This is a genomic window from Marinobacterium rhizophilum (assembly GCF_024397915.1).
Taxonomy (GTDB): Bacteria; Pseudomonadota; Gammaproteobacteria; order Pseudomonadales; family Balneatricaceae; genus Marinobacterium_A; species Marinobacterium_A rhizophilum_A.
Genome location: NZ_CP073347.1, coordinates 4,520,437 through 4,545,467, shown reverse-complemented (window position 1 = coordinate 4,545,467; position 25,031 = coordinate 4,520,437). Strand labels below are relative to the sequence as shown.

At 58.5% G+C, this 25,031-nt stretch carries 23 protein-coding genes; 13 read left to right on the top strand and 10 right to left on the bottom strand.

What is annotated here, in order from left to right:
- Nucleotides 1-85 precede the first annotated feature (85 nt).
- Genes dapE through KDW95_RS20515 form a run of 5 tightly spaced genes read left to right on the top strand, consistent with a single transcriptional unit; the run spans nucleotide 86 to nucleotide 3,539 of the window.
- Nucleotides 86-1,225, top strand: a complete 1,140-nt coding sequence (dapE, locus tag KDW95_RS20535; protein WP_255853624.1) for a succinyl-diaminopimelate desuccinylase — start codon at nucleotides 86-88, stop codon at nucleotides 1,223-1,225.
- The gene (locus KDW95_RS20530) at nucleotides 1,222-2,058 is read left to right on the top strand and encodes a putative RNA methyltransferase (protein WP_255853623.1); all 837 of its coding nucleotides are present in this window, start codon (nucleotides 1,222-1,224) and stop codon (nucleotides 2,056-2,058) included. The genes dapE and KDW95_RS20530 overlap by 4 nt, the downstream gene beginning before the upstream one ends.
- A complete protein-coding gene (locus KDW95_RS20525) occupies nucleotides 2,055-2,333 on the top strand; it encodes a hypothetical protein (protein ID WP_255853622.1) in 279 nt (92 codons plus the stop codon). The genes KDW95_RS20530 and KDW95_RS20525 overlap by 4 nt, the downstream gene beginning before the upstream one ends.
- Nucleotides 2,326-2,712 (top strand): hypothetical protein, encoded by a 387-nt coding sequence (locus KDW95_RS20520; protein ID WP_255853621.1) that lies wholly within the window; start codon nucleotides 2,326-2,328, stop codon nucleotides 2,710-2,712. The genes KDW95_RS20525 and KDW95_RS20520 overlap by 8 nt, the downstream gene beginning before the upstream one ends.
- Nucleotides 2,697-3,539, top strand: coding sequence for an SEL1-like repeat protein (locus KDW95_RS20515; RefSeq protein ID WP_255853620.1), 843 nt, complete (start codon nucleotides 2,697-2,699; stop codon nucleotides 3,537-3,539). The genes KDW95_RS20520 and KDW95_RS20515 overlap by 16 nt, the downstream gene beginning before the upstream one ends.
- 95 nt (nucleotides 3,540-3,634) lie before the next feature.
- Here KDW95_RS20515 and KDW95_RS20510 read toward each other — a convergent pair whose 3' ends face one another.
- The gene (locus KDW95_RS20510) at nucleotides 3,635-4,537 is read right to left on the bottom strand and encodes a hypothetical protein (RefSeq protein WP_255853619.1); all 903 of its coding nucleotides are present in this window, start codon (nucleotides 4,535-4,537) and stop codon (nucleotides 3,635-3,637) included.
- 1,518 nt (nucleotides 4,538-6,055) lie between these two features.
- Between KDW95_RS20510 and KDW95_RS20505 the strand changes: the two genes are divergently transcribed.
- Nucleotides 6,056-6,787, top strand: a complete 732-nt coding sequence (locus KDW95_RS20505; protein WP_255853618.1) for a hypothetical protein — start codon at nucleotides 6,056-6,058, stop codon at nucleotides 6,785-6,787.
- A 430-nt stretch (nucleotides 6,788-7,217) separates the two neighbouring features.
- A complete protein-coding gene (locus KDW95_RS20500; RefSeq protein WP_255853617.1) occupies nucleotides 7,218-8,534 on the top strand; it encodes a S1 family peptidase in 1,317 nt (438 codons plus the stop codon).
- A gap of 357 nt (nucleotides 8,535-8,891) precedes the next feature.
- On the opposite strand, the gene KDW95_RS20495 is transcribed toward KDW95_RS20500, so the two are convergent.
- The gene (locus KDW95_RS20495; protein WP_255853616.1) at nucleotides 8,892-9,773 is read right to left on the bottom strand and encodes a DMT family transporter; all 882 of its coding nucleotides are present in this window, start codon (nucleotides 9,771-9,773) and stop codon (nucleotides 8,892-8,894) included.
- Between the two features lie 94 nt (nucleotides 9,774-9,867).
- Nucleotides 9,868-10,284 carry a hypothetical protein gene (locus tag KDW95_RS20490; protein WP_255853615.1) on the bottom strand — a complete coding sequence of 139 codons (417 nt, stop codon included), beginning with the start codon at nucleotides 10,282-10,284 and terminating at the stop codon, nucleotides 9,868-9,870.
- A gap of 243 nt (nucleotides 10,285-10,527) precedes the next feature.
- Here KDW95_RS20490 and KDW95_RS20485 point away from each other — a divergent pair, with 243 nt between their 5' ends.
- The 5 genes from KDW95_RS20485 to greB all read left to right on the top strand — a co-directional run bounded on the left by KDW95_RS20485 (nucleotide 10,528) and on the right by greB (nucleotide 14,282).
- Entirely contained in the window at nucleotides 10,528-11,127 is a 600-nt protein-coding gene (locus tag KDW95_RS20485) for an RNA polymerase sigma factor (RefSeq protein WP_255853614.1), read from the top strand.
- Nucleotides 11,114-11,917: an anti-sigma factor gene (locus KDW95_RS20480; protein WP_255853613.1), complete on the top strand. Its 804-nt coding sequence runs from the start codon at nucleotides 11,114-11,116 to the stop codon at nucleotides 11,915-11,917. The genes KDW95_RS20485 and KDW95_RS20480 overlap by 14 nt, the downstream gene beginning before the upstream one ends.
- A 64-nt stretch (nucleotides 11,918-11,981) precedes the next feature.
- Complete coding sequence (gene sorT, locus KDW95_RS20475) at nucleotides 11,982-13,211, top strand: SorT family sulfite dehydrogenase catalytic subunit (protein ID WP_255853612.1); 1,230 nt, start codon at nucleotides 11,982-11,984, stop codon at nucleotides 13,209-13,211.
- Between the two features lie 68 nt (nucleotides 13,212-13,279).
- A complete protein-coding gene (gene sorU, locus KDW95_RS20470) occupies nucleotides 13,280-13,594 on the top strand; it encodes a SorU family sulfite dehydrogenase c-type cytochrome subunit (RefSeq protein ID WP_255853611.1) in 315 nt (104 codons plus the stop codon).
- 169 nt (nucleotides 13,595-13,763) lie between these two features.
- Entirely contained in the window at nucleotides 13,764-14,282 is a 519-nt protein-coding gene (gene greB / locus KDW95_RS20465; RefSeq protein ID WP_255853610.1) for a transcription elongation factor GreB, read from the top strand.
- A gap of 27 nt (nucleotides 14,283-14,309) precedes the next feature.
- Here the strand turns inward: greB and KDW95_RS20460 are convergent, their stop codons facing one another.
- From KDW95_RS20460 to KDW95_RS20430, 7 genes are all read right to left on the bottom strand, one after another.
- On the bottom strand, nucleotides 14,310-15,221 hold the full coding sequence (locus tag KDW95_RS20460; protein ID WP_255853609.1) for a LysR family transcriptional regulator: 912 nt from the start codon (nucleotides 15,219-15,221) through the stop codon (nucleotides 14,310-14,312).
- Nucleotide 15,222: 1 nt separating this feature from the next.
- Nucleotides 15,223-16,938 (bottom strand): dipeptide ABC transporter ATP-binding protein, encoded by a 1,716-nt coding sequence (locus tag KDW95_RS20455; protein WP_255853608.1) that lies wholly within the window; start codon nucleotides 16,936-16,938, stop codon nucleotides 15,223-15,225.
- Between the two features lies 1 nt (nucleotide 16,939).
- Complete coding sequence (locus KDW95_RS20450) at nucleotides 16,940-18,187, bottom strand: ABC transporter permease (RefSeq protein WP_255853607.1); 1,248 nt, start codon at nucleotides 18,185-18,187, stop codon at nucleotides 16,940-16,942.
- A 2-nt stretch (nucleotides 18,188-18,189) separates the two neighbouring features.
- Nucleotides 18,190-19,371: an ABC transporter permease gene (locus KDW95_RS20445; protein WP_255853606.1), complete on the bottom strand. Its 1,182-nt coding sequence runs from the start codon at nucleotides 19,369-19,371 to the stop codon at nucleotides 18,190-18,192.
- Between the two features lie 135 nt (nucleotides 19,372-19,506).
- A complete protein-coding gene (locus KDW95_RS20440; protein WP_255853605.1) occupies nucleotides 19,507-21,564 on the bottom strand; it encodes an ABC transporter substrate-binding protein in 2,058 nt (685 codons plus the stop codon).
- Entirely contained in the window at nucleotides 21,557-22,276 is a 720-nt protein-coding gene (locus KDW95_RS20435) for an HAD family hydrolase (protein WP_255853604.1), read from the bottom strand. The genes KDW95_RS20440 and KDW95_RS20435 overlap by 8 nt, the downstream gene beginning before the upstream one ends.
- Entirely contained in the window at nucleotides 22,276-23,112 is an 837-nt protein-coding gene (locus tag KDW95_RS20430) for an alkaline phosphatase family protein (RefSeq protein WP_255853603.1), read from the bottom strand. The genes KDW95_RS20435 and KDW95_RS20430 overlap by 1 nt, the downstream gene beginning before the upstream one ends.
- A 373-nt stretch (nucleotides 23,113-23,485) precedes the next feature.
- Between KDW95_RS20430 and KDW95_RS20425 the strand changes: the two genes are divergently transcribed.
- Nucleotides 23,486-24,907, top strand: coding sequence for a phytanoyl-CoA dioxygenase family protein (locus KDW95_RS20425; protein ID WP_255853602.1), 1,422 nt, complete (start codon nucleotides 23,486-23,488; stop codon nucleotides 24,905-24,907).
- The last annotated feature ends 124 nt before the right edge of the window (nucleotides 24,908-25,031 follow it).

Below are 25,031 nucleotides of genomic sequence, written 5' to 3'. Positions count from 1 at the left end.
CCGGCCCTTGACGCCCCGGGGCAGGCACTGCGCCTGCCCCGGGGCCCGCCACCTTTCCCCTCTTCGATTCCGGACTCACACTGCCATGACCCAACTGTCTCCGACTCTCCAGCTCGCCAGCGACCTGATCAGCCGTGCCTCCGTTACCCCCGAGGATGCCGGTTGCCAGGAGCTGATGATTGCCCGTCTTGAAGCCATTGGGTTCAAAATCGAGCGCCTGCATTTCGAAGACACCCTGAATTTCTGGGCCCGACGTGGCGATGCCGGCCCCGTGCTCTGTTTTGCCGGCCACACCGATGTGGTGCCCACGGGCCCGGTAGAGCAGTGGCAGTTCCCGCCGTTCGAGCCGCAGATCAGCGAAGGCATGCTGTGCGGACGTGGCGCCGCGGACATGAAAGGCAGCCTGGCCGCTTTCGTGACGGCGCTGGAGCGCTTTGTCCACAACCATCCCGACCACAAGGGCTCCCTCGCCCTGCTGATCACCAGCGACGAGGAAGGCCCCTTCATCAACGGCACCACCCGGGTGATCGATCACCTGGAAGCCCGCAATGAAAAAATCACCTGGTGCATCGTCGGCGAGCCCTCCAGCACCCACAAGGTCGGCGATGTCATCAAGAACGGCCGTCGCGGCTCCCTCAGCGGCAGCCTCAAGGTACAGGGCGTGCAGGGCCATGTGGCCTACCCGCACCTGGTGAAGAACCCGATCCACCTGGCGGCGCCGGCCCTGGCTGAACTGGCCGCCGAGGTCTGGGATCAGGGCAACGAATTCTTCCCGCCCACCAGCTTCCAGATTTCCAATATCAACGCCGGCACCGGCGCCACCAACGTGGTCCCGGGACACCTGGATGTGGCCTTCAACTTTCGATTCTCGACCGAAGTCACCAGCGACGAGCTCAAGGCACGGGTGCGGGACATCCTCGACAAGCATCAGCTTGACTGGGATATCGACTGGATTCTGTCCGGCAACCCCTTCCTGACCGCCGCCGGCGACTTGGTGGAGGCCTGCCAGCAGGCGATCTCCGCCATCACCGGGCTGGAAACGGAGCTGTCGACCTCGGGCGGCACCTCGGATGGACGCTTTATCGCCCCCACCGGCGCCCAGGTGGTAGAACTTGGCCCCTGCAACGCCACCATCCACAAGCTGAACGAACGGGTCAGTGCCAAGGACCTGGATACCCTGTCGGACCTGTACGAAAACATCCTGGCGAGGCTGCTGGCCCGATGATCCAGCTGGCCTGCCCGCTGTGCCGGGAGCCGCTGGACGAGCAGCCCGGCCAACTGCGCTGCGGCAATGGCCACAGCTACGACCAGGCCCGCCAGGGCTACTGGAACCTGCTGCTGGTCCAGCGCAAGCGCTCGCTGGACCCCGGTGACAATGCCGCCATGGTGCAGGCCAGGCGTGCCTTTCTGGACCAGGGCCACTATGCATTGCTGTCCGATCGGATCAACGCTCTGCTGAGTCAGGCGCTGGCCGGGCGAAACACACCGCTCGAGTTGCTGGACCTGGGCTGTGGCGAGGGTTATTACAGCGCCCGGCTGGAACAGGCGCTGCAATGCGCCGGGATCGATGCCGCCCTCACCGGGCTGGATATTTCCAAGCACGCGGTACGGGCCGCCTGCCAGCGCAGCCGCAGCGCCCGCTGGCTGGTCGCCTCCGGCGCCGACATCCCGTTGCCAGCGGCCTCGCTGGACGCCATTACCCTGCTGTTCAGCCGCCTGATGCCAGAACCGATGGCCCAGGTCCTGAAACCGGGCGGCCTGCTGCTGCTGGCCTGGCCCGGAGATGAGCACCTGATCGAGCTGCGTCGGCATATCTACACTGACGTTCGGCCCTCGGCCTATGATCCGCTCACGCAGCTGAGCGACCTGTTCAGCCTGGAGGGGCAGCAGGCGGTACAGTACCGCTTCACCCTGAGCGACAACGACAGCATCCAGACCCTGCTGGGCATGACTCCCCACAGCCAGCGCCTGGCCCCCGCCGCGCGGGACGCCCTGGCGGCGCTGACGCAGCTCGAGCTGACGCTGGACGTGAACCTTGCCGTGCTCAAGCGCCGGTGAAGCGCACCCTGATCAAGCAGTGGCTGCTGCGCCGCGCCAACAAGCCACAACAAAACCTGCTACTTTTACTGCTCGGGTTCGGCCTTTTCGCTCCCGGCATTGGCCTGATAGTAGCGGCCGAATTCCTGCTCGCCGCCTCCTGGCAGCAGGAACTGCTGGCGCTGCTCGGGTTGATCCTCAGTGGGGCCGGCAGCATACTGGCAGCCGCCGGCTATCTCAGCCTGAGCCTGCTGCGCCTTTACCGATTCCTAAACGACGATCGAAACCATGACTGATCCACGCCACCCCGATATCGAGATCTACGTCAAAAACTGCTCCCTCGAACAACTGGAAGAGTGGATTACCCGCCACTGCACCGGCCTCGAAAAGCGCTTCAACCAGGGGCTGATCTACGAATACAGCTGCACCATGAACGCAGCCCCCGTGGAAGTGATGATCCACCAGAAGGTGGTCGGCAAGGCCTGGACCAGCATCTGGTTCAAGTCTGACCGCACGCCCTGGGCCAAGGATCTGGACTGCGCCCTGGACGCCTTCGCCGCCCTGGCAACGGAAGTACGCTGCATTGCCGCCGGCTGGAGCAACGGCCAGGACCCCGATGAATGGTGGCAGATTGCCACCGGCCAACCCGAGAAAATTCAATGGCGTACCGAATAGCACCGAAGCCACTAAGCCTGCTTTGCGCAGCCGTACTCGGGCTGGCAGGCTGCTCGGCCCTGCCCCTGCCCATCGGCACCCTGCCGGCAGATCCGGAAAAGGCCGAGCAGCACTACCGCGAAGGTCTGCACTACACCCAGGGCGTGGGTGTCACCCAGGACTATGCCCGCGGCATGCAGTCCTTCAGGCAGGCGGCACGCCTGGGCTCCGCCAATGCCGCCTACATGGCGGGCATGGGCTACCTGACCGGCAGAGGCGTTGCAGCGGATGATGCCAGTGCCGCCCGCTGGCTGGAAGTCGCCAACCGCGACGGTCATATCGGCGCCACCTTCCAGCTGGGCAAGCTGTACCTCAAGGGTCAGGGTGTCGACCAGGACAGGGCCTGGGGCGCCCTTCTGCTGGGCCTGGCCGCCGCCAACGGGCATAGCCAGGCCATGCTCGAGCTGGCAGTCTGCTACCGCGCCGGCATCGGTGTTCCGACAGACCCGGGCCTTGCCTGGTACTGGGCCGACCAGGCCTCACGGATAGACAGCAACCCGCTGATACAGACCGTCAGCGCCCGGCTCTACCACGACAGCAACGCAGCCCAGCGCCAGAATGCCAGCGACCGGGCAGGCTCCGCTCAAAAACGTGCGCTGGGACTGGCCGGTGCCACCTACACCCAGCAACAACTGAAACAGCAGGGATACAACCCGGGGCCCGCCGATGGTCTTTGGGGGCCTGCCAGCAGCCGTGCCCTGGATGCATTTCGCAATGCCCATGCCCTGCCCCGTGGCGGCGCACCCGACAATGCCGACCTGCTGCGCCTGCGTGCCCTGTCGCAATAGCGCCCCCGCTCAGCCGTTTGAGAATACGCGGCCGCAACAACGCAAAACAGCGCCCGAAGGCGCTGTTTTTTATCATCACGGCTTATTGCATCAGGCTATAGCGTCACGTCTGCTTCAGCACTCTCCTCGGTAATGCCAAGCAGTGACTGCAGCTCGGCCACCACTTCATCAGGTACGTCGTCCGCGCTATCGTACTTGTTGGCCGCTGCGGCCAGCGCTTCGGCTTCCGCTTCGGCCGCCGCGGCGAGTTCCGCCTCAGCCTCAGCCTGGCGTGTTTGCTGCGCAGCAATTTCAGCATCAAGCTCGGCCGCTTGCGATTCAACCTCTGCGTTCGCAGTATTAATCTCGTCAAGTTCGGTCTGCAGATCTGCCAGATCACTTTGCAGCTGGGCAACATCGGCGTCCGGGTCCGCCTCGAGCTGGCTCTGAATCTCGGCTTCCAGAGCCGCAATATCCTCGCTCAACTGCGTCGTATCGGTCGTCTCCAGCGCATCCCGCTGCGACTGCAGATCCGCCAGGGTCTCTTCGATTTGCGAGAGTTCAGTGCTCAGTGTACGTCCATCGAGTACCGCCTGCTCGTACTGCGCGATCAGGCCCACGCGGGAGTTGGGATTGGCATTCAGCCGCGCATTGGCCGAGGCATGGGCCGCGTTCAGGCTGCCCAGGGCGCTGGCAATGGCGCCGTGGTTGTTGCCCAGGGACTTGTGCTCGCTTTTGGCGCCCTTGTCTGACTTGCCGGAACGGGACGAGGCCTGGCTGTTACCATGACCGTTACCATTGCTGTCACGACTCTCGGCACTGTTGCTGTTACCGCCGCCGTTGCCGTTACCACCGCCATTACCGCCGCCGTTACCGTTACCATTGCCTTCACCGTTTTTGGCGAAGACGCTTGAGCCGGTGCCCAGACCTGTTACGGAATCCAGTACGGGAGGCACCACCAGCAAGGCGGCTGCCAGGGCCACACCATTAAGACCCAAAAGGTTTTTTGTCATTTTCATTATCATGTTTCTCCTTGTCACCGGCACCCAGTGAAACAGCTTTAACGGGCATAAACCAGTGTCTCAAATCGGCGGCAAGCTCCAAAAAGCTGCCCTGACAGGATGCGCAATCATGGCCAAAACTGCCGGCCCATACGACGGATTCCAGAGCCCCTGCGGATCACAGCGAGGCATGCACTGACGTTAACCAGGCCCCGGTGTACTACCAACTGTAGCCTTATCGAGGCTATATTCAACAATGGACTCCAACCATGTCGCTGCGAGAAGACACTAGAATTCGCGCCACAGGCACAGGCATGCTGACCAAGCGGAACCTCGATCAACCGCAGATGTAGACTGAACCGAAAAACCAAATACATCAAAGCGACGGGAACAGGTCCAATTTCCCGACGCACGAAGATTCATTTCATCAAATTGATGCGGTTCAGCGTGCAAATCACGCCGGCATGGTGCCATTCGCCCCCCGACGGTCCTAAGGATGCCTCAACTCCAGTGCGGCGAAAATTCACCAGCCGTTTCAGGTTGTATCAGGTAGCCATCAGCGTCATTTTAACGTTGGCACGGCCCTGAACGCCGTGCTCGAGTCAGCATGCCCCCATGTGGTTGATCGTGCCGAACACATGCTCGACGCGGACTCGGGTCCTGGAGGTGCGGTGAATGCACAACTGCTGGGGCTCGGATAATGACCGGTGACGCGCACCTTTGCGCTGGATTCGAGAGCCGTTGCCGCTCTGCTTGAGTGCCGCTGTCCGCGCCTGGCTGACATAACCGCGATCGGCTTAGACATCCTGGCGGCTGTTATAAGGGTCAAGCCCCTGCTCGAAAGCTTCACCCTTCCCGTTTTACAGTGTCCCGGTCTCGGTTCTATCCGGCATATAGCTAACATGCGTCAACTCGCAACAACCTTGGTAACCCATACGATCCGCCTACTGATACTCCATCTGTTCGTCCGGCAAGTTATAAATACTGCCGGCGTGCGAGGTTTTTCGAGATGCCCTGCGAATTCAATTCCGAAGTACGATACCCGTCTTTGTAGCCTGAAAGTATTACCGGAAAACAGATCCAGACCTCCGTCGAAAACAAACACAATATATAAAGTAAGTTTTCGCTACTGGTACCGAAATAGGAAAATTCAATGGTTTACAACTGTAAACCTAAATTAACACTTGTAAACCGCTGTACGCAATCTGAAACAGAATCAACGCCATTATAAAGTAATCAAAAAAAAATCATGAGCCATAAGTTATTGATTTAAATAAAAGTGCTTCAAAAATGAAACATATATCCATTAACTCAGGCGCGATGACTGCGATTCTGTATTCATATCTTTACAGGCTGTACTAGAGTTGTTTTTACATAGTGACGATGACTTCTCGCCCCGGTCCGGATATTAGGTCCAGGACCAGACTCCCAGTGGAGCCCTATAAAAAAGTATACCGCCACTATTTCTGCATCCTAAATACGGGAATGTCTGAAAATCCCTAATGTGCATGAATATAAAACAGAAGGACTAATCTCATGCAAAGCTACAAAGACAAACAGGAAACTCTACTGAAAACAATGAAACTGACCGGCCTTGCACTGGCAGCTAGTACTCTTATGGCGGTACCGACCGCCTTTGCCGACAATACCGCCTCGGCATTCTACGATGGTGCCGGGGGCTTCATCGGCGCAGCGGCCCTGACCAACGGCGGAGACTGTGACGCCGACGGCTACTGCAAGGTGCTGTCGACGGTACTGGCGAATTCGGGAACACCGAAGGACCTCATTATCGGGCTGTCCTTCGAAACGATGCTCATGACCGAGACGTCCGTCAAGGGCCAGAAGGGCTCCAAGAGCACCTCGATCGCCGACGCCGCGATCAGAATGAAAGTCTACGTCGACGGCAAGCTGGCCGCACCGGGTGCCGTCACCTTCGACCGCCGCTATCAGGAACTCTGGGCCGTGCTGGGCGGCGTGCTGGAAAGCTGCGAGGATGGCGTCCTGGACGGTGTGATAGACGGCATCATTTCGGCCGACGAGTGCACCTTCACGGATGAAGAGATCGGGCTGATACTGGATACCACCCAGGCCAGCACCTTCAACTTCCTGTCCTACAATATAGGCTCTGGCTCACATACCATCGAGGCCTATGCCCTGCTTGAAGAAAACGGCGAAGTTGTCGGATACGGCGGCAACTCGGCGGCCAGCGCATTGCTGGGCAAAGGCACCCTGAGTGCCTGGGAGGTTCACGGCGCCGTTAACAAGTAAACGCACATCATCACTGACTTTTCGGCTTCGAATCAGGGCGGCCCCGGCCGCCCCTCTTCCGCTCACGACTGGGTGAGCGCCAGGCTGTTTCAGTTTTTTAACAGCTCCCATTGTGCAGCAGAACATCCTGCATTCCCCCCAATTACGGCCTTTCGCGGTCAGCTCCCGGCCAAACCTATCAAGTGAATGTAACACTGCCAACCCGGTGAAACACCGGCACCGGGCAACCTGTTCCATATCATTTACATATTTAACCCGCCTTGCGATTTAGCCTCGTTAATACCTACGCCAAATCAAACACTTAAAAAACTGGCGCAACCTTTGCTGCTATCCGGATAGCAAATAGCGGCGAGGCTATCGAACGATCCCGACGCAACAGGTCGCGCAGTCTTTCCCGCCGCCCGAGTCACGCATCAGACGGAGTGAAGTCATGAACCACTCGATATTCCAGGGGGCGAAGCGGATTCTGGTCTTGGCGGCACTGGCGTTGTCCCTGATGACCGGCAGCCTGGTTAGTCAAGCCATTGCCGCCGCCGGACAGGGCGCCCCGACGTTCGATACCTGGCACCCGCTGGTCCGCGCCGCAGTCGATGTCCAGAGCTGGCACAGCAGGCGCCTGATGACGACGCCGGGTGTCGTGGGAACCGGTATCGGGATAGGCGCCGATGGCCGCCCGGTACTGAGAATCTTCACCGACAGGGCCGGCATACCGGACCTCCCCCGGAATCTGGCCGGCATTCCGGTTCAGCTCGAGGTCACCGGCAGGGCCATCGCGCTATTCAGCAACGAACCGGATCCCGCCGCACGCTATCCCCGCCCGGTACCCATAGGTATCTCGGCGGGCCACCCGGATGTCACCGCCGGCACCATCGGCGCCCGTGTCAAGGATGACGCCGGCAACCTCTACGCGTTGAGCAACAATCACGTTTTCGCCGACAGCAACGACACCCGAGTCCACAAGGATAGCGTCATGCAGCCAGGCAGCCTCGACGGGGGCACCTTGCCCGCCGACAAGATCGGCAGCCTCTACGATTATGTGCCGATCGACTTTTCCGGCGGCGACAATATTGTCGATGCCGCCATAGCCCTGACCGATTCGGACCTGTTGGGTACTGCTACCCTGTCGAACGGCTACGGCACTCCCAGTTCAGACACTCAGGCGGCTTTTCTAGATCAACCCGTACAGAAGTGCGGCAGAACGACGGGCTGCACGTCGGGCAGGGTCACCGAAATCAGTGTAACCCTGAATGTCTGCTACGAAGGAACCCTGCTGGTCTGTTCAAAATATGCCCTTTTCACCGACCAGATCGGCATCGATCCCGGCACCTTCAGTGCCGGCGGCGACTCCGGGTCACTGATCGTCACCGATGACGCCGACCGCAACCCTGTCGCACTGCTGTTTGCCGGCAGCTCGACACGCACCTTTGCAAATCCCATCGATGCTGTGCTGTCCAGCTTCAATGTCTCCATAGACGGCGGCGAGACCGAACCGGACGCGGAGGAACCGGTCGCAATCACCCTGATAGCGACGGGCTACAAGGTGAAAGGACGGCACAGGGTCGACCTCGAGTGGGACGGCACGCCGGCCACCACCTTTGAAGTACTGCGCGACGGCACAGTGGTCGATGCCGTGACGGGCGGCAACTATACCGATAGCACCGGTAGCCGGGGTAACGCGTCCTACGAATACAGAGTCTGCATTCAGGACGACGCGAGCTGCTCAAATGCGGTCACCGTCGACTTCTGAGCGAAGGCGCGCCGGCTTGGCTGGCCGTAGCGAGGGATAATCCGTTCTGTTCAGTACATCCATGTGCTTCACCCCTTCGGGATTGGCACTTTCAATCACTCCCGGCAACTGAGTGAGGCAGCTTTTGGGCTCTTTTGAGGCGATAAATCGGCAGGATTGCCGATTTACACAGCGGTAGCTGCCCACAGGGCAAGCTACAGGGATCTAGCTTGTGAATAGCGGTTCTATAGAAAGTAAGCATAAAGGCCCCCTCATCACCGAAGATATTCGGCGTTTCCGCACAACTGCATGGACTCAGGAGGCAGGGCGAAGCAGGATGCCCGAGCCGAGTAAATCAGCGTTAAGTCCGACAGGCGGCTAGCGCCGCCTCCACTGCTGCAGGATCACGCCACCGACGATCAGCATCAGGCCGGGATAAACCGACGGATGAATGGATTCGCCCAGTACCTGGGCAATAAAGATCAACGACAGGAAGGGTGACAGGAAGATCAGGTTACCGATACGGCTGGCATGGGTGGCGGTCTTCAGCGCCGAAAGCCAGAGCATAAAGGTGATGCCCATCTCGAACAGCCCCACATAGACAGCGGCACCCACCCCGCTCCAGCTCGCTGGCAGGCCATCGCTGATCCAGGCGGTGGCCAGCACCCAGGGCAAGCCGCACAGAAAGCACAGCAGCAGCCCCACCACGGGTGCATCCTCGCTGCGCGCGTTGTAAATCCAGTAGAGCGCCCAGAGCACGGTACTGCCCAGCGCCAGCGCCACACCAAGCGGACTGTCGAACTGCAGCGCCAGGATATCACCGCGGGTGGCGATGACCAGCACCCCGACATAACCCAGCAGCATGGCCACGAAGTCGCGCCCGTGCAGGCGCTGGCCGAGCAAGGGTACCGCCAGCAGTGACAGCGTCAGCGCCCAGGTGTAGTTGAGCGGCTGCGCCTGCTGCGCCGGCAAGAGGTCATATGCCTTGAACAGCACCAGGTAATAGAAGAAGGGATTTAAAAAGCCGAGGCCCAGATAGCGCCAGCGATTGTGCTGCCAGGCCCGTGCCAGCTCGCCCCAGCGCCGCTGCAGGCTAATGGCAACAACCAGCACCAGGGTCGATACGATGGAGGCGACCGCCAGCAGCTGCAGTGGCGTCAGGTGGGCCAGCGCCAGCTTGAACGCCGTGGCTACGGTCGACCATAACAAGACAGCGCCAAGCCCCAATACCAGCGCCCGCCCCTGTGATTTTGTACTCATCTGTCCCTGGCCTCTCGCATCAGTCGCTTTATCCTGGAGCGGCAGTCTAAACGGGACAGGGACAGAAGCAAGCCTTGAGGCCGTAACCTTAGGCTCAGGCCGACAGCTGCAGCCGGGAGCCGGCGATCTGGTCAAGCATCAGTCGCCCGCTGGACATCAGCGCCACCTGTTCAAACTGATCCTGCGCCTGGCGTGCCTGCGTCGGCGTGCGCGCCGCGGTATCCAGATAGCTGCGCAGCATGGCGAAGTCACCGGTGTGTTGCGAACTCACCGCCTGATTCAGCTGCTCGGTGAGTTCAGGGGTATAGAACCGGTTGGGGTCAGGGAACGCCGCCTCGGCCTGCGGACCGGCATCGGCAGCAGGCAGCGACAATAGCGGCCGGTACTGTTGCTGATTGACCGATATGAGACTCAGCAGCAGCGAAAATTCAGCGCCATTACCTGACTGCACCGCCGGCGTAAGACCGGTGGTGTAGGTTTCGATGCGGTTTTGAATCGGGTCGGTATGCATGGGATATCAAACGGCTGCGGATAAACCCTGTATCGGCCACTAGGCCCGGGACTTTAGCGCCCAGTCGCCGTGGCACCAAGCGAGTCAGCCATTTGGGCCTTTGCGCTAAGGGCCCACTGGCGTACAAAGTGAGACTTTCGATGTCGATATACAAAAAATGGCTTAAATCGGGAATAAGCCCGCGCCTGATGACGCCCTATGTCAGAACGCGTAACGGATGTATGGCCAGGCTCAGGAAAACTCATGGATCACGCCCGCCAAAAACAGCAGTTTCAGTCTCTGACCCGCCCCTGGCGTGACCGGCTGTTCAGCGTCGCCCGGCGCCAGACCCGCAGCCAGGATATCGCCGAGGACTGGATCCAGGAAACGCTACTGCGCGCCTGGCGCGACTTCGACCAGCTCACCGATACAGTCGCCGTCTATGCCTGGCTGCTGCGAATCCTCAATCGCGTGGTCGCCGATGACAATCGCCGTGACGCGCGCCGACACCGCCTGGCTCCCATGCTGATGATCAACGATGACAACCTGCTGCAGGATCACCCCTGCGCGGCGCCAGGGCCCTTTGAGCAGATTATGCAAAACCAGAGTGATGAACAGGTAATCGCCGCGATCCAGGCACTGCCTGACGCCTTTCGCCAGGTCGTCATGCTGCGGGACATCGAAGGCCTGAGCTATCAGGATCTGGGACTCGCATTGGACCTGCCCAGCGGCACCGTCATGAGCCGGCTGTCCAGGGGGCGGCGCCTGCTCGCGGGCCTGCTGATTAAAAACGGCGCCGTGCAGCCACAGAGCACGCCCGCCGGCACCCCAAAAATTCGGGAGTCTGTCGATGACACCATCTGACAACCAGGGCGACCGCATGAACGAACGCCTGTTGGAACTGCACTCGCAGCTGCAAACCTGGCTGCCAGGTTACGTCGACGGCGAGCTGGAGCCGCAGCAGGCTCTTGTCTTCGAAGCCCACCTGGCCGGCTGCGACGAGTGCCGTGCCGAGGTGGCGCGCCAGCAAAGCCTGAGCCTGCGACTGCAGCAGGTGGCGACCCAGCGCCTGTCATCCGAACAGCACCGCAGGCTCGATGCCGTGATCGACAACGCCCCGCCCCGCCCAGCACCGGGCCGACGTCGCTGGCTACGGCTCCCGTCCTGGCCCGCACGCTTGGTTCAGCCCTTTGTTTTCGGCGCCACCGGCTGGGCCCTGGCGCTGGTGCTCATCGCCGCCATGCTGCTGCCAGGCGTCATGACATCGAAGCAGATCCCCATGATGAACGACGTACTGCAGGAATATCAGAACCTGCCCCAGGCGGCACTGGCACCACAGAACGCCCGCCCAGAGGTGGACCTGCCCGCCCGGCTGGCCGGCTGCAAACTGGTTGCCAGCTGGAAAACCCGGGTTGGCGGCGAACCCGCCGAGGCCTTTGCGCTGCAACGGGGCGAGCACCTGATAATCGAGTACCGCATCACCGAAAACGTGTTTTACCGCAACCCCGATGTACGCCAGGCCATCGCCGATTTCGGCGACTACCGCATCCGGGCGCAAGCACTGGAAGTGCTGGCACTGCCGCTTGAGGGGGCAGGGCTTCTCGTGGTCGGACCGGCCGATGCGCTGCCGCATCGGCGCGAATTTATCCTCTGACGCGGGCACTTTGGAACACCCCTGAATCCGCTTCGACACTGAGACCAACAACCAAGGAAAAGCCATGTCGACCTCCAAGAAAAACACCGACAACACAACGCAAACCCGCCTTAGCCGTCGCAGTTTGCTGGTGGGAAGCACCAGCGCCCTGGCCTCGGTTGGCCTGATGGGGCTTGCCCCCCTGTCCCGTGCTGCCACTGCCGAAGCGCCCAAGTCCGCCCTGCCCGACTATGCCAACTGGAAAGACGAAAGCGCCGTTATCGTGCACAGCGCCAACACCCTGGAAACCCGGCGTGGCGCCATCGGCAGCGGCGTGGTCACGCCCAGCAAGCACCTGTACGTACGCAACAACCTGCCGGCTCCGGGCGCGGAAATTGTCGCAGATCGCGATGCCTGGGAAGTGCGTATCGAAGGCGTTAACAACCCGGCCACCCTCACGCTTGCCGAACTGAAAGAAATCGGTATTGAATCCGTGACCGCGGTACTGCAGTGCTCCGGCAATGGCCGCCAGTTCTTTACCCATGGCCCGGGCGGTACCCAGTGGGGCACCGGTGCCGCCGGCTGCGTGGTCTGGACCGGTGTTCCCCTGCGTGACGTGGTGGCACAACTCGGCGGCGTTAAGGAAGGCATGGAATACATCACCGGTACGGGCGGTGAAGCCCTGCCGGCGGGCCTGGACCCGAAAACCATCATGGTCGAGCGCTCCATTCCCACCCGTGCACTGGACCAGGCGATACTGGCCTGGGAGCTCAACGACGAAGCCCTGCCCCTGACCCACGGCGGCCCGCTGCGCCTGGTTATTCCTGGCTACTACGGCGTCAACAACGTGAAATACGTCAAGCAGGTGGCCTTCACCGAAAGCCAGACCGACGCCAAGATACAGGCCTCTGGCTACCGTATCCGCGATGTGGGTGTTAAGGGCGCTCCGGACCAGCCGTCCATGTGGGAAATGCCGGTCAAGTCCTGGGTGACTGCACCGCTGGAAAAAACCCGCCAGGGTCACAGCAGGATTCACGGCGTTGCCTTTGGTGGCAACAACCCGCTCGACAAGGTGGAAGTCTCCGTTGATGGCGGCAAAACCTGGCTCGACGCGCAGCTGCTCGGCCCGGACATGGGCCGCTTTGCCTGGCGCCCGTTCGCGCTTTCAGTCGACCTGGCGCCGGGTGAATACCGTATCGTCAGCCGCGCGACCGATGCCCAGGGCAACATCCAGCCACAGAACCGCACCGAGAACGAACGCGGTTACGGCAATACCAGCTGGAGCGACCACGGCGTCACCCTGACCGTCAGCTAAGTATCCACAGCCGCAGCACTCCACCGGGGGCTGCGGCGACTTCAAGCAGCAAACCGAGTACCCCAAGCATGCGCATGATATTGACCCTGGCCACCTGTGCCAGCCTGATGTCCGGTCCCATCCTGGCCGATGAACTGTTCGATCAGGGCAAGGAAGTTTTCCAGCAGCAGGCCCAGCCTTCCTGCACCGTCTGCCATACCCTGAATGACGCCGGCTCCAGCGGTGCAATCGGCCCCAAGCTGGATGACCTCAAGCCCACCGCCGAACAGGTGAGCAATGCCGTCAGCGGCGGCGTGGGCATCATGCCGGCCTTCGAAGAATTGCTGTCAGCCGAGCAGATCAAGGCCGTGGCGCACTACGTGGCCACCGCCAGCCGTCAGTAACTGCCGCCGCCTTTCAGCCGGCCCCGCAGCGCTGCGGGGCCGTTACACGCACACCCTCTGTATTTCCAGCCATCAGGCAGTCTCTTTTCAGCTCGCATCGGGCTACAATCTCAGGCTCTTGAGTCTATTGCACCTGAGGACAGGCCTTGAACACACCAGGAAAGCTCGCATGAGCCGGTGGCGACCCGCACAACCGCGCAGCGCCTCCTATATCACCGCCGAAGGCTATCAGAAGCTGAACGAAGAGCTGAAATACCTGTGGCGCGTCAAGCGCCCGGCTATTACCGAATCGGTACGCGAAGCCGCCGCCCAGGGTGATCGCTCCGAGAACGCCGAGTACATCTATGGCAAGAAGCAGCTGCGCGAAATCGACCGCCGTGTGCGCTACCTCTCAAAGCGCCTGGATGACATGACGGTGGTTGACCGGGTTCCGGAGGATCAAAGCTGTGTTTTCTTTGGCGCCTGGGTCACGCTGGCCGACGAGGACGACCGGCAGCACCGCTACCGCATCGTCGGCGCCGATGAAATTGATGCGGCCCTGGGCTACATCAGCGTCGACTCGCCGCTGGCACGCCTGCTGCTGAAGAAATCGGTCGGCGATGAAGTGTCACTGCAAAAGCCCAACGGCAGTGAAGCCTGGTACGAGATCATCCAGGTGGAATACCAGGCCTACGATACCAGCCTCTGAACGCGACGCTGAGCCATCCAACAGCGCCTATACCAGTTCCCCTTGCTCACTATCCTGGTCTATACCAAAACCACTCTGCTCCAGCGCCAGGCGAATAAAATCGCGAATACCGGGCAGCGTACTGCGGTTTTTCAACCAGACCACATGTTCGACCACCTCATCCACTGCTTCTCTCACGGGCAGAATACGCAGTCGCTTATCGGGGCGAATATCCTTGGCAAAGGAGAAACCCACTCCCAGGCCATAGCTCACGGCTTCACACATATCCATGCGACCATCCACTCGTACCTGGGCCTGCGGGTTATAACCGTTGTGGCGAAACAGCACTTCCAGTAATTGCTGGGTGCAGGCTTCGGGTTTATAGAAAATAAGTGGCTGACCCGCCAATTGATGCACGCTGATATCGGCCTGCTGTGCCAGCGGGTGATCGTGCTTGAGCACGGCCATCAAACCATGGGAAGTGAAGGCAAAGCGTGATACACCAGGCTCGGCCAGCTGCTGCGGGAACAGGCCAATATCCACCTCGCGACTGTGCACCAGCTGCTTGCATTGTGTTGTTGTCGCCGTGGTTATTTTCAGCGTGACATCCGGGAAGATGCGACTGAACTCGGCAATCAGCGGCATGAACACCAGCGGAGATGCGGTAGCAACACCCAGGGTCACATCCTCGGGCAGCGTGTCGGGATTGGCCAAAACGGCTATCGCACCTTGCAAATCCTGGTATTGGCAGGTGATTCGATAAAGCTGCTGGCCCAATTCGGTCGCACAGATACCTTTGCTGAAACGCTCCAGCAAGGGATGGGCAAAACGCGATTCCAGCTTGCGAATCTGTGCGGTAATCGCAGGCTGGCTCACATTGAGCTGTTGCGCTGCACGGGTAAAATTCCCGCACTGAATCGCGGCATTGAAGGCCCGTATTTCTGCCAGGCTGTAGTCCATCCTAGGCACTCTTCGCCATCATGGTTACGGGCTCTGCCATCGCAGGCGGTAAATCCGTGCAAATATCCCCAGGCTGCTCCAGCAGCGGGATTGATGCGATTAACTGCCGCGTGTAGGGCTGCTGCGGAGCCAGGAATATTTGCCGCACCGAGCCCTGCTCCACCAGCTCACCCTGTTTCATCACGCACACATGGTCACAGAGGTTGGCAATGACGCTTAGATCGTGGGAGATAAACAGAATGGTCAGGCCAAGATCTTCACGCAACTGTTTCAACAGTGTCAGTATTTCAGCCTGAATGGACACATCCAGCGCCGCCACAGACTCATCGGCAACAATAAATTTGGGCTCGCATACCAGCGCCCGGGCAATACTGATCCGCTGACGCTGGCCACCGGAAAAGGCATGGGGGAAACGGCGCAGGTGCGCGACATCGATATGGCAACGCTTTGCCACTTCGATCACCCGCAGGTCTGTTTCTTCGCGATTTCGTGTCAGTTTCATCGCCTCCAGCGGTTCGGCAATGATATCCCTCACCGTCATGCGTGGATTCAACGAACTGTGCGGGTCCTGGAATATCATCTGTGCCGTTGCTGACAGGTGCCTGCGTTTCAGACGCCGGCCCTCACCAAAGTGCAGTTCCTCCGGGCTATCGTGGTATTGCACGCTTCCCTTGCTAATCGGTGCAGCCCCAAGCAATGCCTTGCCCAGTGACGTTTTCCCGGAGCCACTTTCCCCCACCAGCCCGATAATCTGCCCCCTTGGCAAATCGAGCGACATTTTTTTAACGGCCGTAAACAGCTCTGCCTTGCGCCCGCCGCCGGCAATGGGATAGGTGATGGACAAGTCCCTGACGCTCAACAATGGCGCCGGCGTATGGGCCGGTGCCGGCGGCAAGTCATTCAGGTGCGGCAAGGCATCCAGCAGGCGTTTGGTGTAGTCATGTTCAGGCTTGAACAGCACCTGTCGGGTACTGCCGGCTTCCACCACCTGCCCCTTGCGCATCACCGTAACGTTATCGGCAATTTTTGAAATGACGCCAAGGTCGTGGGTGATAAACAGCATTGCCATGCCCATCTGTTCGCGCAGCTCGCGCATCAGCTCCAGCACCTGCGCCTGAATGGTAACGTCCAGTGCTGTTGTCGGTTCATCGGCGATCAGCAGCTTTGGCCGGGTGGAGAGTGCCATGGCGATCATCGCCCGCTGGCGCATGCCACCAGAGAGTTCAAATACATACTGATCGAAACGCTTTTCCGGCTGTGTAATGCCAACGCGTTCAAACAGCTCGATCCCCGAGCGCCGGGCCTGATCCCTAGTGCAGCCCAGATGAATCTGCATGGTTTCGATGATCTGGTCACCAATGCGCATGGCCGGTGCAAAGCTGGCCATCGGCTCCTGAAAGATCATCGACACCAGCCCGCCGCGGACCTTGCGCAAGTCCCTGCCCCGCAGTCGCAGAATATCGATGTCCTGATCATCCTGTCGCAGGCGCAACTGGCTGGGCTGCTGAATCAGCGCATTGCGTGGTGTCAATTGCATAATGCTCTTGGCGGTCATCGACTTGCCGGAACCGCTCTCACCCACCAGCCCCATGACTTCACCTGGCCGAATGGAAAGACTGACCTGATCAACAGCCCGGACCAGGCCCTCATCGGTATTGAAGTCGATGGTCAGATCACGGATTTCAAGCAGGTTGCGCGAGTGACTCTGAATTATCATGCTATTTTTTCTCCGCGTAAGGGTCAGCCGCATCACGCAATGCATCACCCACAAAAACAAACGCCATGATCAGGGCAACAAAGACCACGACCGGGAAGAACTGCCAGATCATGTTCTGCTGAATATCCGGGTCCTGCGCTTTTTGCAGCAAGACCCCAAGACTGTTCACCGGCTCGGTCAGCCCCAGGCCCAGGAAGCTCAGGCTTGTTTCCGCCAGGATCACGTACGGGAAGTTGATCAGCGTGTCGACGATAATGTAACTGGTAAAACTCGGGATCAGGTGACGCCAGATAATGCGCGAACTGCTGGATCCACACAGCTGTGCCGCCAGCACATAATCCTGATTTCGCTCCATCAGAATATGGGTACGCAAACGGCGCCCCAGGGTGGCGAAGTCCAGCGCACCAATGAGGACGGCAATGGCGAAATAGCGCTGCACCGACGTCAAATCCATCTGCGACAGGGCAACCGCGCAGGCCAGGTACACCGGTATTGACGGAATGACCCGCACCGCTTCGGTGATACTCATCAAAACCGAGTCAATGCGACCACCAAAGTAGCCACTGACGCCCCCCACCAGCAACGACGTGAACAGTTTCACGATCAGTGCGACGATAGCGATGCTGACCGTGATCCAGATCGCATGCAGGGTACGGCTGAGCACATCCTTGCCATCTTCATCGGTGCCCATCAGGTGGATTTGCCCCTGTTCAACGCCGAACAGATGGCGGTCCCAGCGCAGGTCAAGATTCAGCCCGGCGACGCTCAAGTCGATCAGGCTGTATTCCCAGCCCTTGACGAAAAACTGCAAATACCGGCGCTGCTGCCTGTCCTCCGTGAACTTGTTCTGACTGGATGAGCTCAGGGCACCGCTGGAGGTCAGCGCATCCAGTGCATTAAGATCACCGCCGGCCAGCGCCTTGAGATCCAGCTGCTTTTTTTCCTTGCTATAGGTGTAGGTAAAAGGGCGCCATGAAAAGCCATTTTCGTCCCAGAAGTACACCAGCTGCGGCGCACCTCGACGATACTCCGCGTCTGCACCGCGAATGGTCGGATCAACCGGCGCGAAAAATGACGCGAAAAAACCCAGCAGGATAAAGGTCGCCAGAATACAGCCGGCCACCATACCGCTGGTTTTGTGTCTGAAACGGGCCTTGATGAGCGCCAGTTGACCGGCGGTGTAGTAAGCGTCATTTTCACTATCGGCCGGTTTTCTGTTGCGGCCAAGACGCGCTAAAAATGCCTGCATTTTTAACTCCCCAGTACACTTTTACGCACCCGCGGATCGATGGCCGCCAGTACTATGTCGGTTACAAAGTTCATGCTGATAACCACCAGTGCAACCAGGAACAGAATGGCGGCAGCCAGTTCCTGATCATTGGTCATGGACAGTGCTTCAATCAGCAGAGCCGCGGCGTCGGTCAGGCCTATTACCATGGCAACAATCGGCAGGTCGTTGAAAATACGCTGAAAATCAAAACCTACACTGTTAAACAGGGGACTGATTGAATGCCGTACCGGATAACCGGCCCAGAGCGCCACGCCCTGCACCCCCCGTGCCCTGGCGGCATCGACGTAAAGCTTGTTGGACTCATCCACAACCAGTGCCCGTACGGTTTGCAGCTGCAGCGCCGTGGCAGACCAGCCAATGACAAAAATCGGTAGCCAGATATGGCCGAGAAAATCGTTCAGCTTGCCGAACGAGAAACCCTCATCGGAGAACCAGGGCACAGTGCGCCACTGCTCTGAATACAGCCCGGTTGGCATCGGCTCACCGGCAAAGACGTACAACAGGATAATGGTCAGGGCCAGCAGGAAGTTGGGCAGCGCCAGGCCCAGGTAACTGACAACGCGCAACACCAGGTCCAGCACTTTATTAACGACCAGGCCCAGGGTGTTGAAAGCACGCTCACGAGGGCTGTGCTGCGGGTTTGTATCCACCCAGGGCTTGTTGATCATGTAGGCCGACAGGATGCCAAAAGGTACGGCAATCAGGTAGGCAAACAGCAAACCGGCAAGACAGAACCCCAAACTCATCCAGAAACGCTCACCCAGCGCCAGATTCACTGACTGGCGCTTGGCGCAGCTAAAGCCCAAATCACCACGCAGCGTCAGATCCGTTACCCAGCTACCCCAGCGTACCGCCAGAGAGCGATCCAGCCCCATGCGGGCGCGTTCAGCATCGATATCTGCCTGGGTAATGGTTTCACCCTGGGTATTTTTATAGGCGATGTATTTTTCTGCACAGTCGCCCGGCAGCACTTCCATCAACGAAAAGACAATGCCGCTCACGATCAGCAACGTCAGCAGGGCAAGCAAGTAACGGTTGAACACATACTGAAAATACTGGCTGCTACGGCTGCGCCAAAACAGCACTGCCGCAACGCTCAGCAGAATCCATAACAGCCAGGTATTGGCAAGGAAATCGGTCATCGCAACGGGACTCCGAATACAGAAAAAACTAACCCTGTGCCGTGACCTCCCCGGCACAGGGTGGCAAGCTCAGATCTGGGTTGGTACAACAAAAAAGGAGAGGCAGCGCCCCTCCTTTTTTACCATGGGCCTGCCTTAGTTCTTCGCCATGTCCTCGTTGCCCAGGAACCACTGGGACGGGAGGTACGGGTACATGCGGTAGAACTCGTATGAAGATGTCCTGGGCAGTTCGAAGTTGCCCAGCGCACGGCTGCGGTAGACCGGAGTCACCGCCTTGACGGTGCCGATGATGTACAGATCATCAACGACGCGCTTCGCAATCTCCAGACCCAGCGCGTTGGATTCATCGGAACCGGCTTTCAAGGTCACGAAACGGTCTGTCAGCTGTTTCATTTCCTCCACGGAGGCTGGCGGAGCGACACCCTCGGCACCGTTGGTTTCACGGTGCTGCGCCCACAGCATGCCGGTACGCAGATCGAAGAAGTTGCCGTAAGGGGGCACCAGCGTTTCTGTATTGCCGGCAATCATCGCCAATGGACGGCCCATTACCCAGCTGAGTACGCTCAGGTCATTGGCTGTCTGGGAGTTGCGATACTCATCCGACGTCACTTCCTTGATGGTGCTTTTAACACCGACTTCACTCCAGTTATTGGCAACAATTTCAACCACTTCGGTGGGTGTGCCCTGAGTGGCGTACTGGATGTTCAGCTCAAACTTTTTACCGGAAGGCAGGTCACGCAGGCCATCACCGTTTTTATCGACCACACCGGCTTCATCCAGCAACTGCCTGGCTTTGTTCTGATCGAACTGTGTCCAGCTTTGCTGCAGCTCTTCGGTGACAAAGGGTGATGTATCGGCATCAAAGGCGGTGTACTGCATCGGCTTGCCCAGACCGAAATAGGCGATTTCGTTAATCTGGTCACGGTTAATGGCAACCGACATGGCACGACGGAAGTTTACGTCATTGAATACCGCACGCTTCTCTTCGTCCTTGTCGGTCAGGTTAAAGGCAAAAGAGGTCTGCGCGATGGTGGGACGCAGCGCAATCTCGTAGTTCCCCTTGTCCTTGTTTTCCAGCAGTACGGGCGCTTGCGGCAGGTTAACCGCCTGGGCCTTGTAATCCACTTCGCCGGCAATCAGCTTGGCTGTCTGGATGTCTTCATCACCGATGAACACCTCGGCAATTTCGTTAATGTAGGGCAACTGGTTACCGGCAGTATCAACCTGGAAGAAATAGGGATTGGCAACCAGGCGGCGACCTTCCAGTGACTCTTCAACAACCAGGTGGGACTCCAGCGTGGGTGCAATGGCAGTGAAACCGCCTTCAAGCAGACGATCCGATGCCGCCTTGTCCTTCAGTAGCGGTGTGGGAATGTCTTTCCAGTCAGACTGGCCGTAGTAGAAGTTGATCACGGCATAGCCGTTGTCAAAACCCAGTGCCCTGGCCTTCTCGTCCGCATCCTTGCTGAATTCAGGATGGAACTGCTCCAGCAAGTGCCTGGGCTGGAACGGCTGAGCATAGTCCAGGGCAAAGTTGTCGAGGAAGCCCGGTGACGGCTCGTTCATGGTGAACTGAACCGTAGTGGCGTCCAGCGCTTCTACCTTGATGGGTTTGCCGGCAGACAGGAAGCGTGATTTGGGCTCTTCGATGATATTGCTGTCGATAACCATGTGGTTGTACCAGAACGCAATATCCTCGGCAGTAAAGGCCGCGCCGTCGGACCACTTGTGGCCTTTGCGCAGTTCAACCTTCAGGACCGTAAAGTCATCATTCCACTGCCAGGCCTTGGCGACATTTGGCACCACCGTCGCCAGGTCATCGCTGTAACGCACCAGGTTCACGTGACGCACAGACAGAAGGTCCGAGGTGCCCGACTCTGTCGCCTTGGAAATACCGTTCAGCACACCACCGTACTGACCAATCGTCTGGTAAGGCGCAATCACCAGCGGCTCCTGCGGCAGGCGCTGGGCCAAGGGTTTTAATTCCGGGTTACCGGCAATACGGCTGTTCAGCGCCTTTATCTGCGGGTTTTCGCTGAAATCCAGCTGGCAGCCATGCTGGGTTTCAAACTCGACTTTTTCGAACAGGTGTGGATATTTCCCACCAGCATCGTGGCCGACAACGCTCGGGCAGGCCGCCAGGACGTTACCTGTCATCAATGCAGCTGCACCGGCGATCAGAAATTTAGACATGGGTTGTCTCCTGAGATTCTAGAGGTGTAACGCAAAATGCTTGTTCGTTTTCTGGATAGGTCCCGGCCCAATTCACCGCAGGCCACTGGCGTTTTTCGGCGATGCGCTGCAGCTGTAAATCTGCGTTCGCCACCACCGGGTAGTCGACCTGCTCAAGTAGCGGCAGATCGTTAATGGAGTCGCTGTAGAAATAGGCCCCGTCCATGGTTTCATTCTGTTCGCTCAGCCACCGCTGCAGCCGAATGACCTTGCCTTCACGGAAGGTCGGCACACCTTTTATTTCGCCGCTGTAGTGGTTTTTCTCTACCGCCAGTTCAATTGCCAGTACATCCTCAACCCCCAGTTTTGTGGCAATAGCACGCACAATAAACTCGGCAGTCGCCGACACTATCAGCACACGGTGCCCCTGGGCCCTCATCTCGCCCAGTGTCTGTAACGCCTGCGGATAGATTTTTGGAACGATGTACTGCTCGACAAACCCGGGTAACAAATCCTGGATATCACTGCAGCTCAACGCCGAAAGCGGCGCCAGAAAGAAGCGGATATAGTCACTCAATACCAGCTGCTGCGAACCATAGAGCGCCATCATCTGCCGATGCCGTACATCAAATGCCGGGCCTGCCAGCCCTTGAGCCACCATAAACTTGCTGAATTCAGAGCAGCTGTCGCACGCCACCAGAGTTTCATCCAGATCGAAAATCGCCAGTGCCATCAGTACTGCCCTGCATTGTGTGAGGGCAACGCCAGCAGTTTGTCGCTGACAGTTTTAGCGTGATCCTTGATACCCAGTAACGTACAAACGACACCGCAGATATCGACCTGGCTGGGCGTGCAGTCTGACTGGTGGGAAAAAGCCTGCCCGATCACGTACAACGGCACTTCACGCTCTTCGGGCAAAATGCCACCGTGACTCTTGTCGTTGTTCATGCCGTGATCAGACGTCACCAGCACCTGGTAACCGGCATCCAGCCAGGCAGGCAGGTGATCCGACAGCGCCATATCCGAGTGGCGGGCGGTATTGCGGTAGTGCGAGCTGTCATACCCTGAGCGGTGACCGGCATCGTCGATATTCATCGGGTGTACGAACAGGAAGTCTGGGTCGTAGCGGCGCCTTAACCATTCGGCATCCAGATACAGGTGACTGTCTGGATAATGATCTTCGTGGTAAAAGCAGCCATGCTGAATCAGCAGCTCGGGATCATCGGTATGACGATCACGCACAGCATCATAGGGTGCACGGTTGTATAGCTCACTGATCCAGTGGTACGCCGCTGCCGCCGTTGTAAGACCCTGCTGACGCGCCAGGCTGAAAATACTCTGCTGACTGGAACGACGCACAACCTGGTTATGCACAATACCGTTTTCTGCAGGCACGGTGCCCGTGAGGATAGTCTCGTACAGCGGACGAGACATGGACGGTAATTCCGACTGCACTTTATACAGGGTCGCCTTGCCCTGCTCACAGAGCGCCTGCAAAAAACCCATACACTGTCGCCCGACGTTATATTCCAGGCCATCCAGTACTACAAGTATGACTTTATTCGACATATATCACTGCCTGCTCGGTTACTGCTCAACAAAAAAAAATGCAGCAAGAGTTAGTTATCTATGGCCAAAAGTCTAAAGAGGGAAAATTAAAAACCCGTGACAGCTAAAAGATATATTGATGAAAACAGCGGCAATCAGCTTCTACCTATAAGAAACGATTATGCCTGGACACTGATGTGCAACATGGCGCAGTAAAAGTAAAATATCTGTTATCACGCGCGGCATGAAAATTACACATTTCCTTCATTATCCTGTCACAAAGGATGCTCACTATATCTGGTATATACCAGATCAATACTTATAATGAGTTTACCGGCCAAACCCTGATTAAAGGGCCTGGCCGATCACGAACACCCAGACAGGAAATAACAGAATGACTTCGGCAACAGCGCAGCACTGCCCTATTACCCGCCAGATCAGCGAGCTGTTCAGGGCCAACGGCAGCCAGACCTACGGGGAAGATATCACTCAGACCGAGCATGCCGTGCAATGCGCAGAGCTGGCCGTGCGCGCAGGAGAAACGTCTGCCATGGTCACCGCGGCCCTGTTACACGATATCGGTCACCTGATGGCGGCCACTGACCTCGCTTTTGGCAATTACAAGCACGATAGCATCGGTGCCGAGTACCTCCAAAACTACTTCCCGGCCGAGGTAACTGAACCCATTCGCCTGCATGCACAGGCCAAACGCTACCTGTGCAGCACCGAAGACGGCTACCTGGCGGGCCTGTCCGCGGCCTCGCTGGATTCCCTGCAAAACCAGGGCGGCCTGATGAGCGAGGCCGAACAGGCGGCATACCTGCAAGAGCCCTATGCCCTGCAAGCCATTAAACTTCGCCGCTGGGATGATGAAGGTAAGGTGCTTGAGCTCAGCAGCCGTCCTTTCGATCACTACCTCGCGCACATGGACGCTGTTGCGTTCGACAGCAGCAAAGCCATCGAACAGCAGAAAGACCTTTTTGCCAAACGCGGCTACATCGCCCTGCAACAGGCCCTCGATCATGACGACATGACGCTACTGGAACAGGTGAACCAGGATCTGAACCTGCGCTCGGAACAAATTCTGCAACAGGTTGCGGACAACGATGAAACACTGAGCGATTTCTACCGCCGCAACCCGAGTGAGCTTATCGTTGTTCCAGAAATAGACGACGCACAGAAAGTTTGCCGCTATGAGTACCTGTACGGCTGCAGCCAGCCCGTGAGTGCGGTTATCGTACCCAAGCTGCAGCAGTTTATTGAACAGCTGACAGGGCAGAAATTCCTGCTGTTCAAAGACAAGTGCAATGCAAAAAATCCGGGGGGTGGCGCCTTCGAGCCACACCAGGACGTGATTGCCTACGACCAGTTCAAACCCCGCTACCATGTGACGGCGGCAATCTTTCTGGACGACTCAACCATTGAAAACGGCTGCCTGCACTTCCCGGACAACTACCTGCAAGACCTCTGCGACCTGAACACGGAGCGCACAGAGACACCCGTCGGTAGCCGGCCCGTGCTGCAAAGTTACGAAGGCGGCAGCAAGCATGGCAATATCCGACAGGAAATTCTTGATCAGATCAGCTGGTCACCCGTGACGGCGCGCAAAGGCGATGTGGTGCTGTTTGACTCCTACGTGCCGCACTACTCCCGCAAGAACGAGTCACAAAAACCACGCCGGGCGATGTTCTTCACCTTTAACGCAAGCTGCGACGGGGATTATTACCAGGCCTACTACGATATGAAACACAGCCAGTTTGATAACCCCAAGTTCCATGTAGCCACACCCACGGCGCACAGCCAGCGAGAAATGTAACCTTCCGGGTCACATATAAAAATGCCAGTCAGCTTATTCAGCTGACTGGCATTTTGCGTTTACACAGGCTGCACCAGCAGCACCGTTACACCGGCGGCTCAAGGTCCCGTCCGAGATCAGGGAC

Bases quoted from the DNA above. Each gene is read 5' to 3' on its own strand.
- dapE (WP_255853624.1), top strand. From the start codon at position 86: ATGACCCAACTGTCTCCGACTCTCCAGCTCGCCAGCGACCTGATCAGC.
- KDW95_RS20530 (WP_255853623.1), top strand. From the start codon at position 1,222: ATGATCCAGCTGGCCTGCCCGCTGTGCCGGGAGCCGCTGGACGAGCAG.
- KDW95_RS20520 (WP_255853621.1), top strand. From the start codon at position 2,326: ATGACTGATCCACGCCACCCCGATATCGAGATCTACGTCAAAAACTGC.
- KDW95_RS20515 (WP_255853620.1), top strand. From the start codon at position 2,697: ATGGCGTACCGAATAGCACCGAAGCCACTAAGCCTGCTTTGCGCAGCC.
- KDW95_RS20510 (WP_255853619.1), bottom strand. From the start codon at position 4,537: ATGAAAATGACAAAAAACCTTTTGGGTCTTAATGGTGTGGCCCTGGCA.
- KDW95_RS20505 (WP_255853618.1), top strand. From the start codon at position 6,056: ATGCAAAGCTACAAAGACAAACAGGAAACTCTACTGAAAACAATGAAA.
- KDW95_RS20500 (WP_255853617.1), top strand. From the start codon at position 7,218: ATGAACCACTCGATATTCCAGGGGGCGAAGCGGATTCTGGTCTTGGCG.
- KDW95_RS20495 (WP_255853616.1), bottom strand. From the start codon at position 9,773: ATGAGTACAAAATCACAGGGGCGGGCGCTGGTATTGGGGCTTGGCGCT.
- KDW95_RS20490 (WP_255853615.1), bottom strand. From the start codon at position 10,284: ATGCATACCGACCCGATTCAAAACCGCATCGAAACCTACACCACCGGT.
- KDW95_RS20485 (WP_255853614.1), top strand. From the start codon at position 10,528: ATGGATCACGCCCGCCAAAAACAGCAGTTTCAGTCTCTGACCCGCCCC.
- KDW95_RS20480 (WP_255853613.1), top strand. From the start codon at position 11,114: ATGACACCATCTGACAACCAGGGCGACCGCATGAACGAACGCCTGTTG.
- sorT (WP_255853612.1), top strand. From the start codon at position 11,982: ATGTCGACCTCCAAGAAAAACACCGACAACACAACGCAAACCCGCCTT.
- sorU (WP_255853611.1), top strand. From the start codon at position 13,280: ATGCGCATGATATTGACCCTGGCCACCTGTGCCAGCCTGATGTCCGGT.
- greB (WP_255853610.1), top strand. From the start codon at position 13,764: ATGAGCCGGTGGCGACCCGCACAACCGCGCAGCGCCTCCTATATCACC.
- KDW95_RS20460 (WP_255853609.1), bottom strand. From the start codon at position 15,221: ATGGACTACAGCCTGGCAGAAATACGGGCCTTCAATGCCGCGATTCAG.
- KDW95_RS20455 (WP_255853608.1), bottom strand. From the start codon at position 16,938: ATGATAATTCAGAGTCACTCGCGCAACCTGCTTGAAATCCGTGATCTG.
- KDW95_RS20450 (WP_255853607.1), bottom strand. From the start codon at position 18,187: ATGCAGGCATTTTTAGCGCGTCTTGGCCGCAACAGAAAACCGGCCGAT.
- KDW95_RS20445 (WP_255853606.1), bottom strand. From the start codon at position 19,371: ATGACCGATTTCCTTGCCAATACCTGGCTGTTATGGATTCTGCTGAGC.
- KDW95_RS20440 (WP_255853605.1), bottom strand. From the start codon at position 21,564: ATGTCTAAATTTCTGATCGCCGGTGCAGCTGCATTGATGACAGGTAAC.
- KDW95_RS20435 (WP_255853604.1), bottom strand. From the start codon at position 22,276: ATGGCACTGGCGATTTTCGATCTGGATGAAACTCTGGTGGCGTGCGAC.
- KDW95_RS20430 (WP_255853603.1), bottom strand. From the start codon at position 23,112: ATGTCGAATAAAGTCATACTTGTAGTACTGGATGGCCTGGAATATAAC.
- KDW95_RS20425 (WP_255853602.1), top strand. From the start codon at position 23,486: ATGACTTCGGCAACAGCGCAGCACTGCCCTATTACCCGCCAGATCAGC.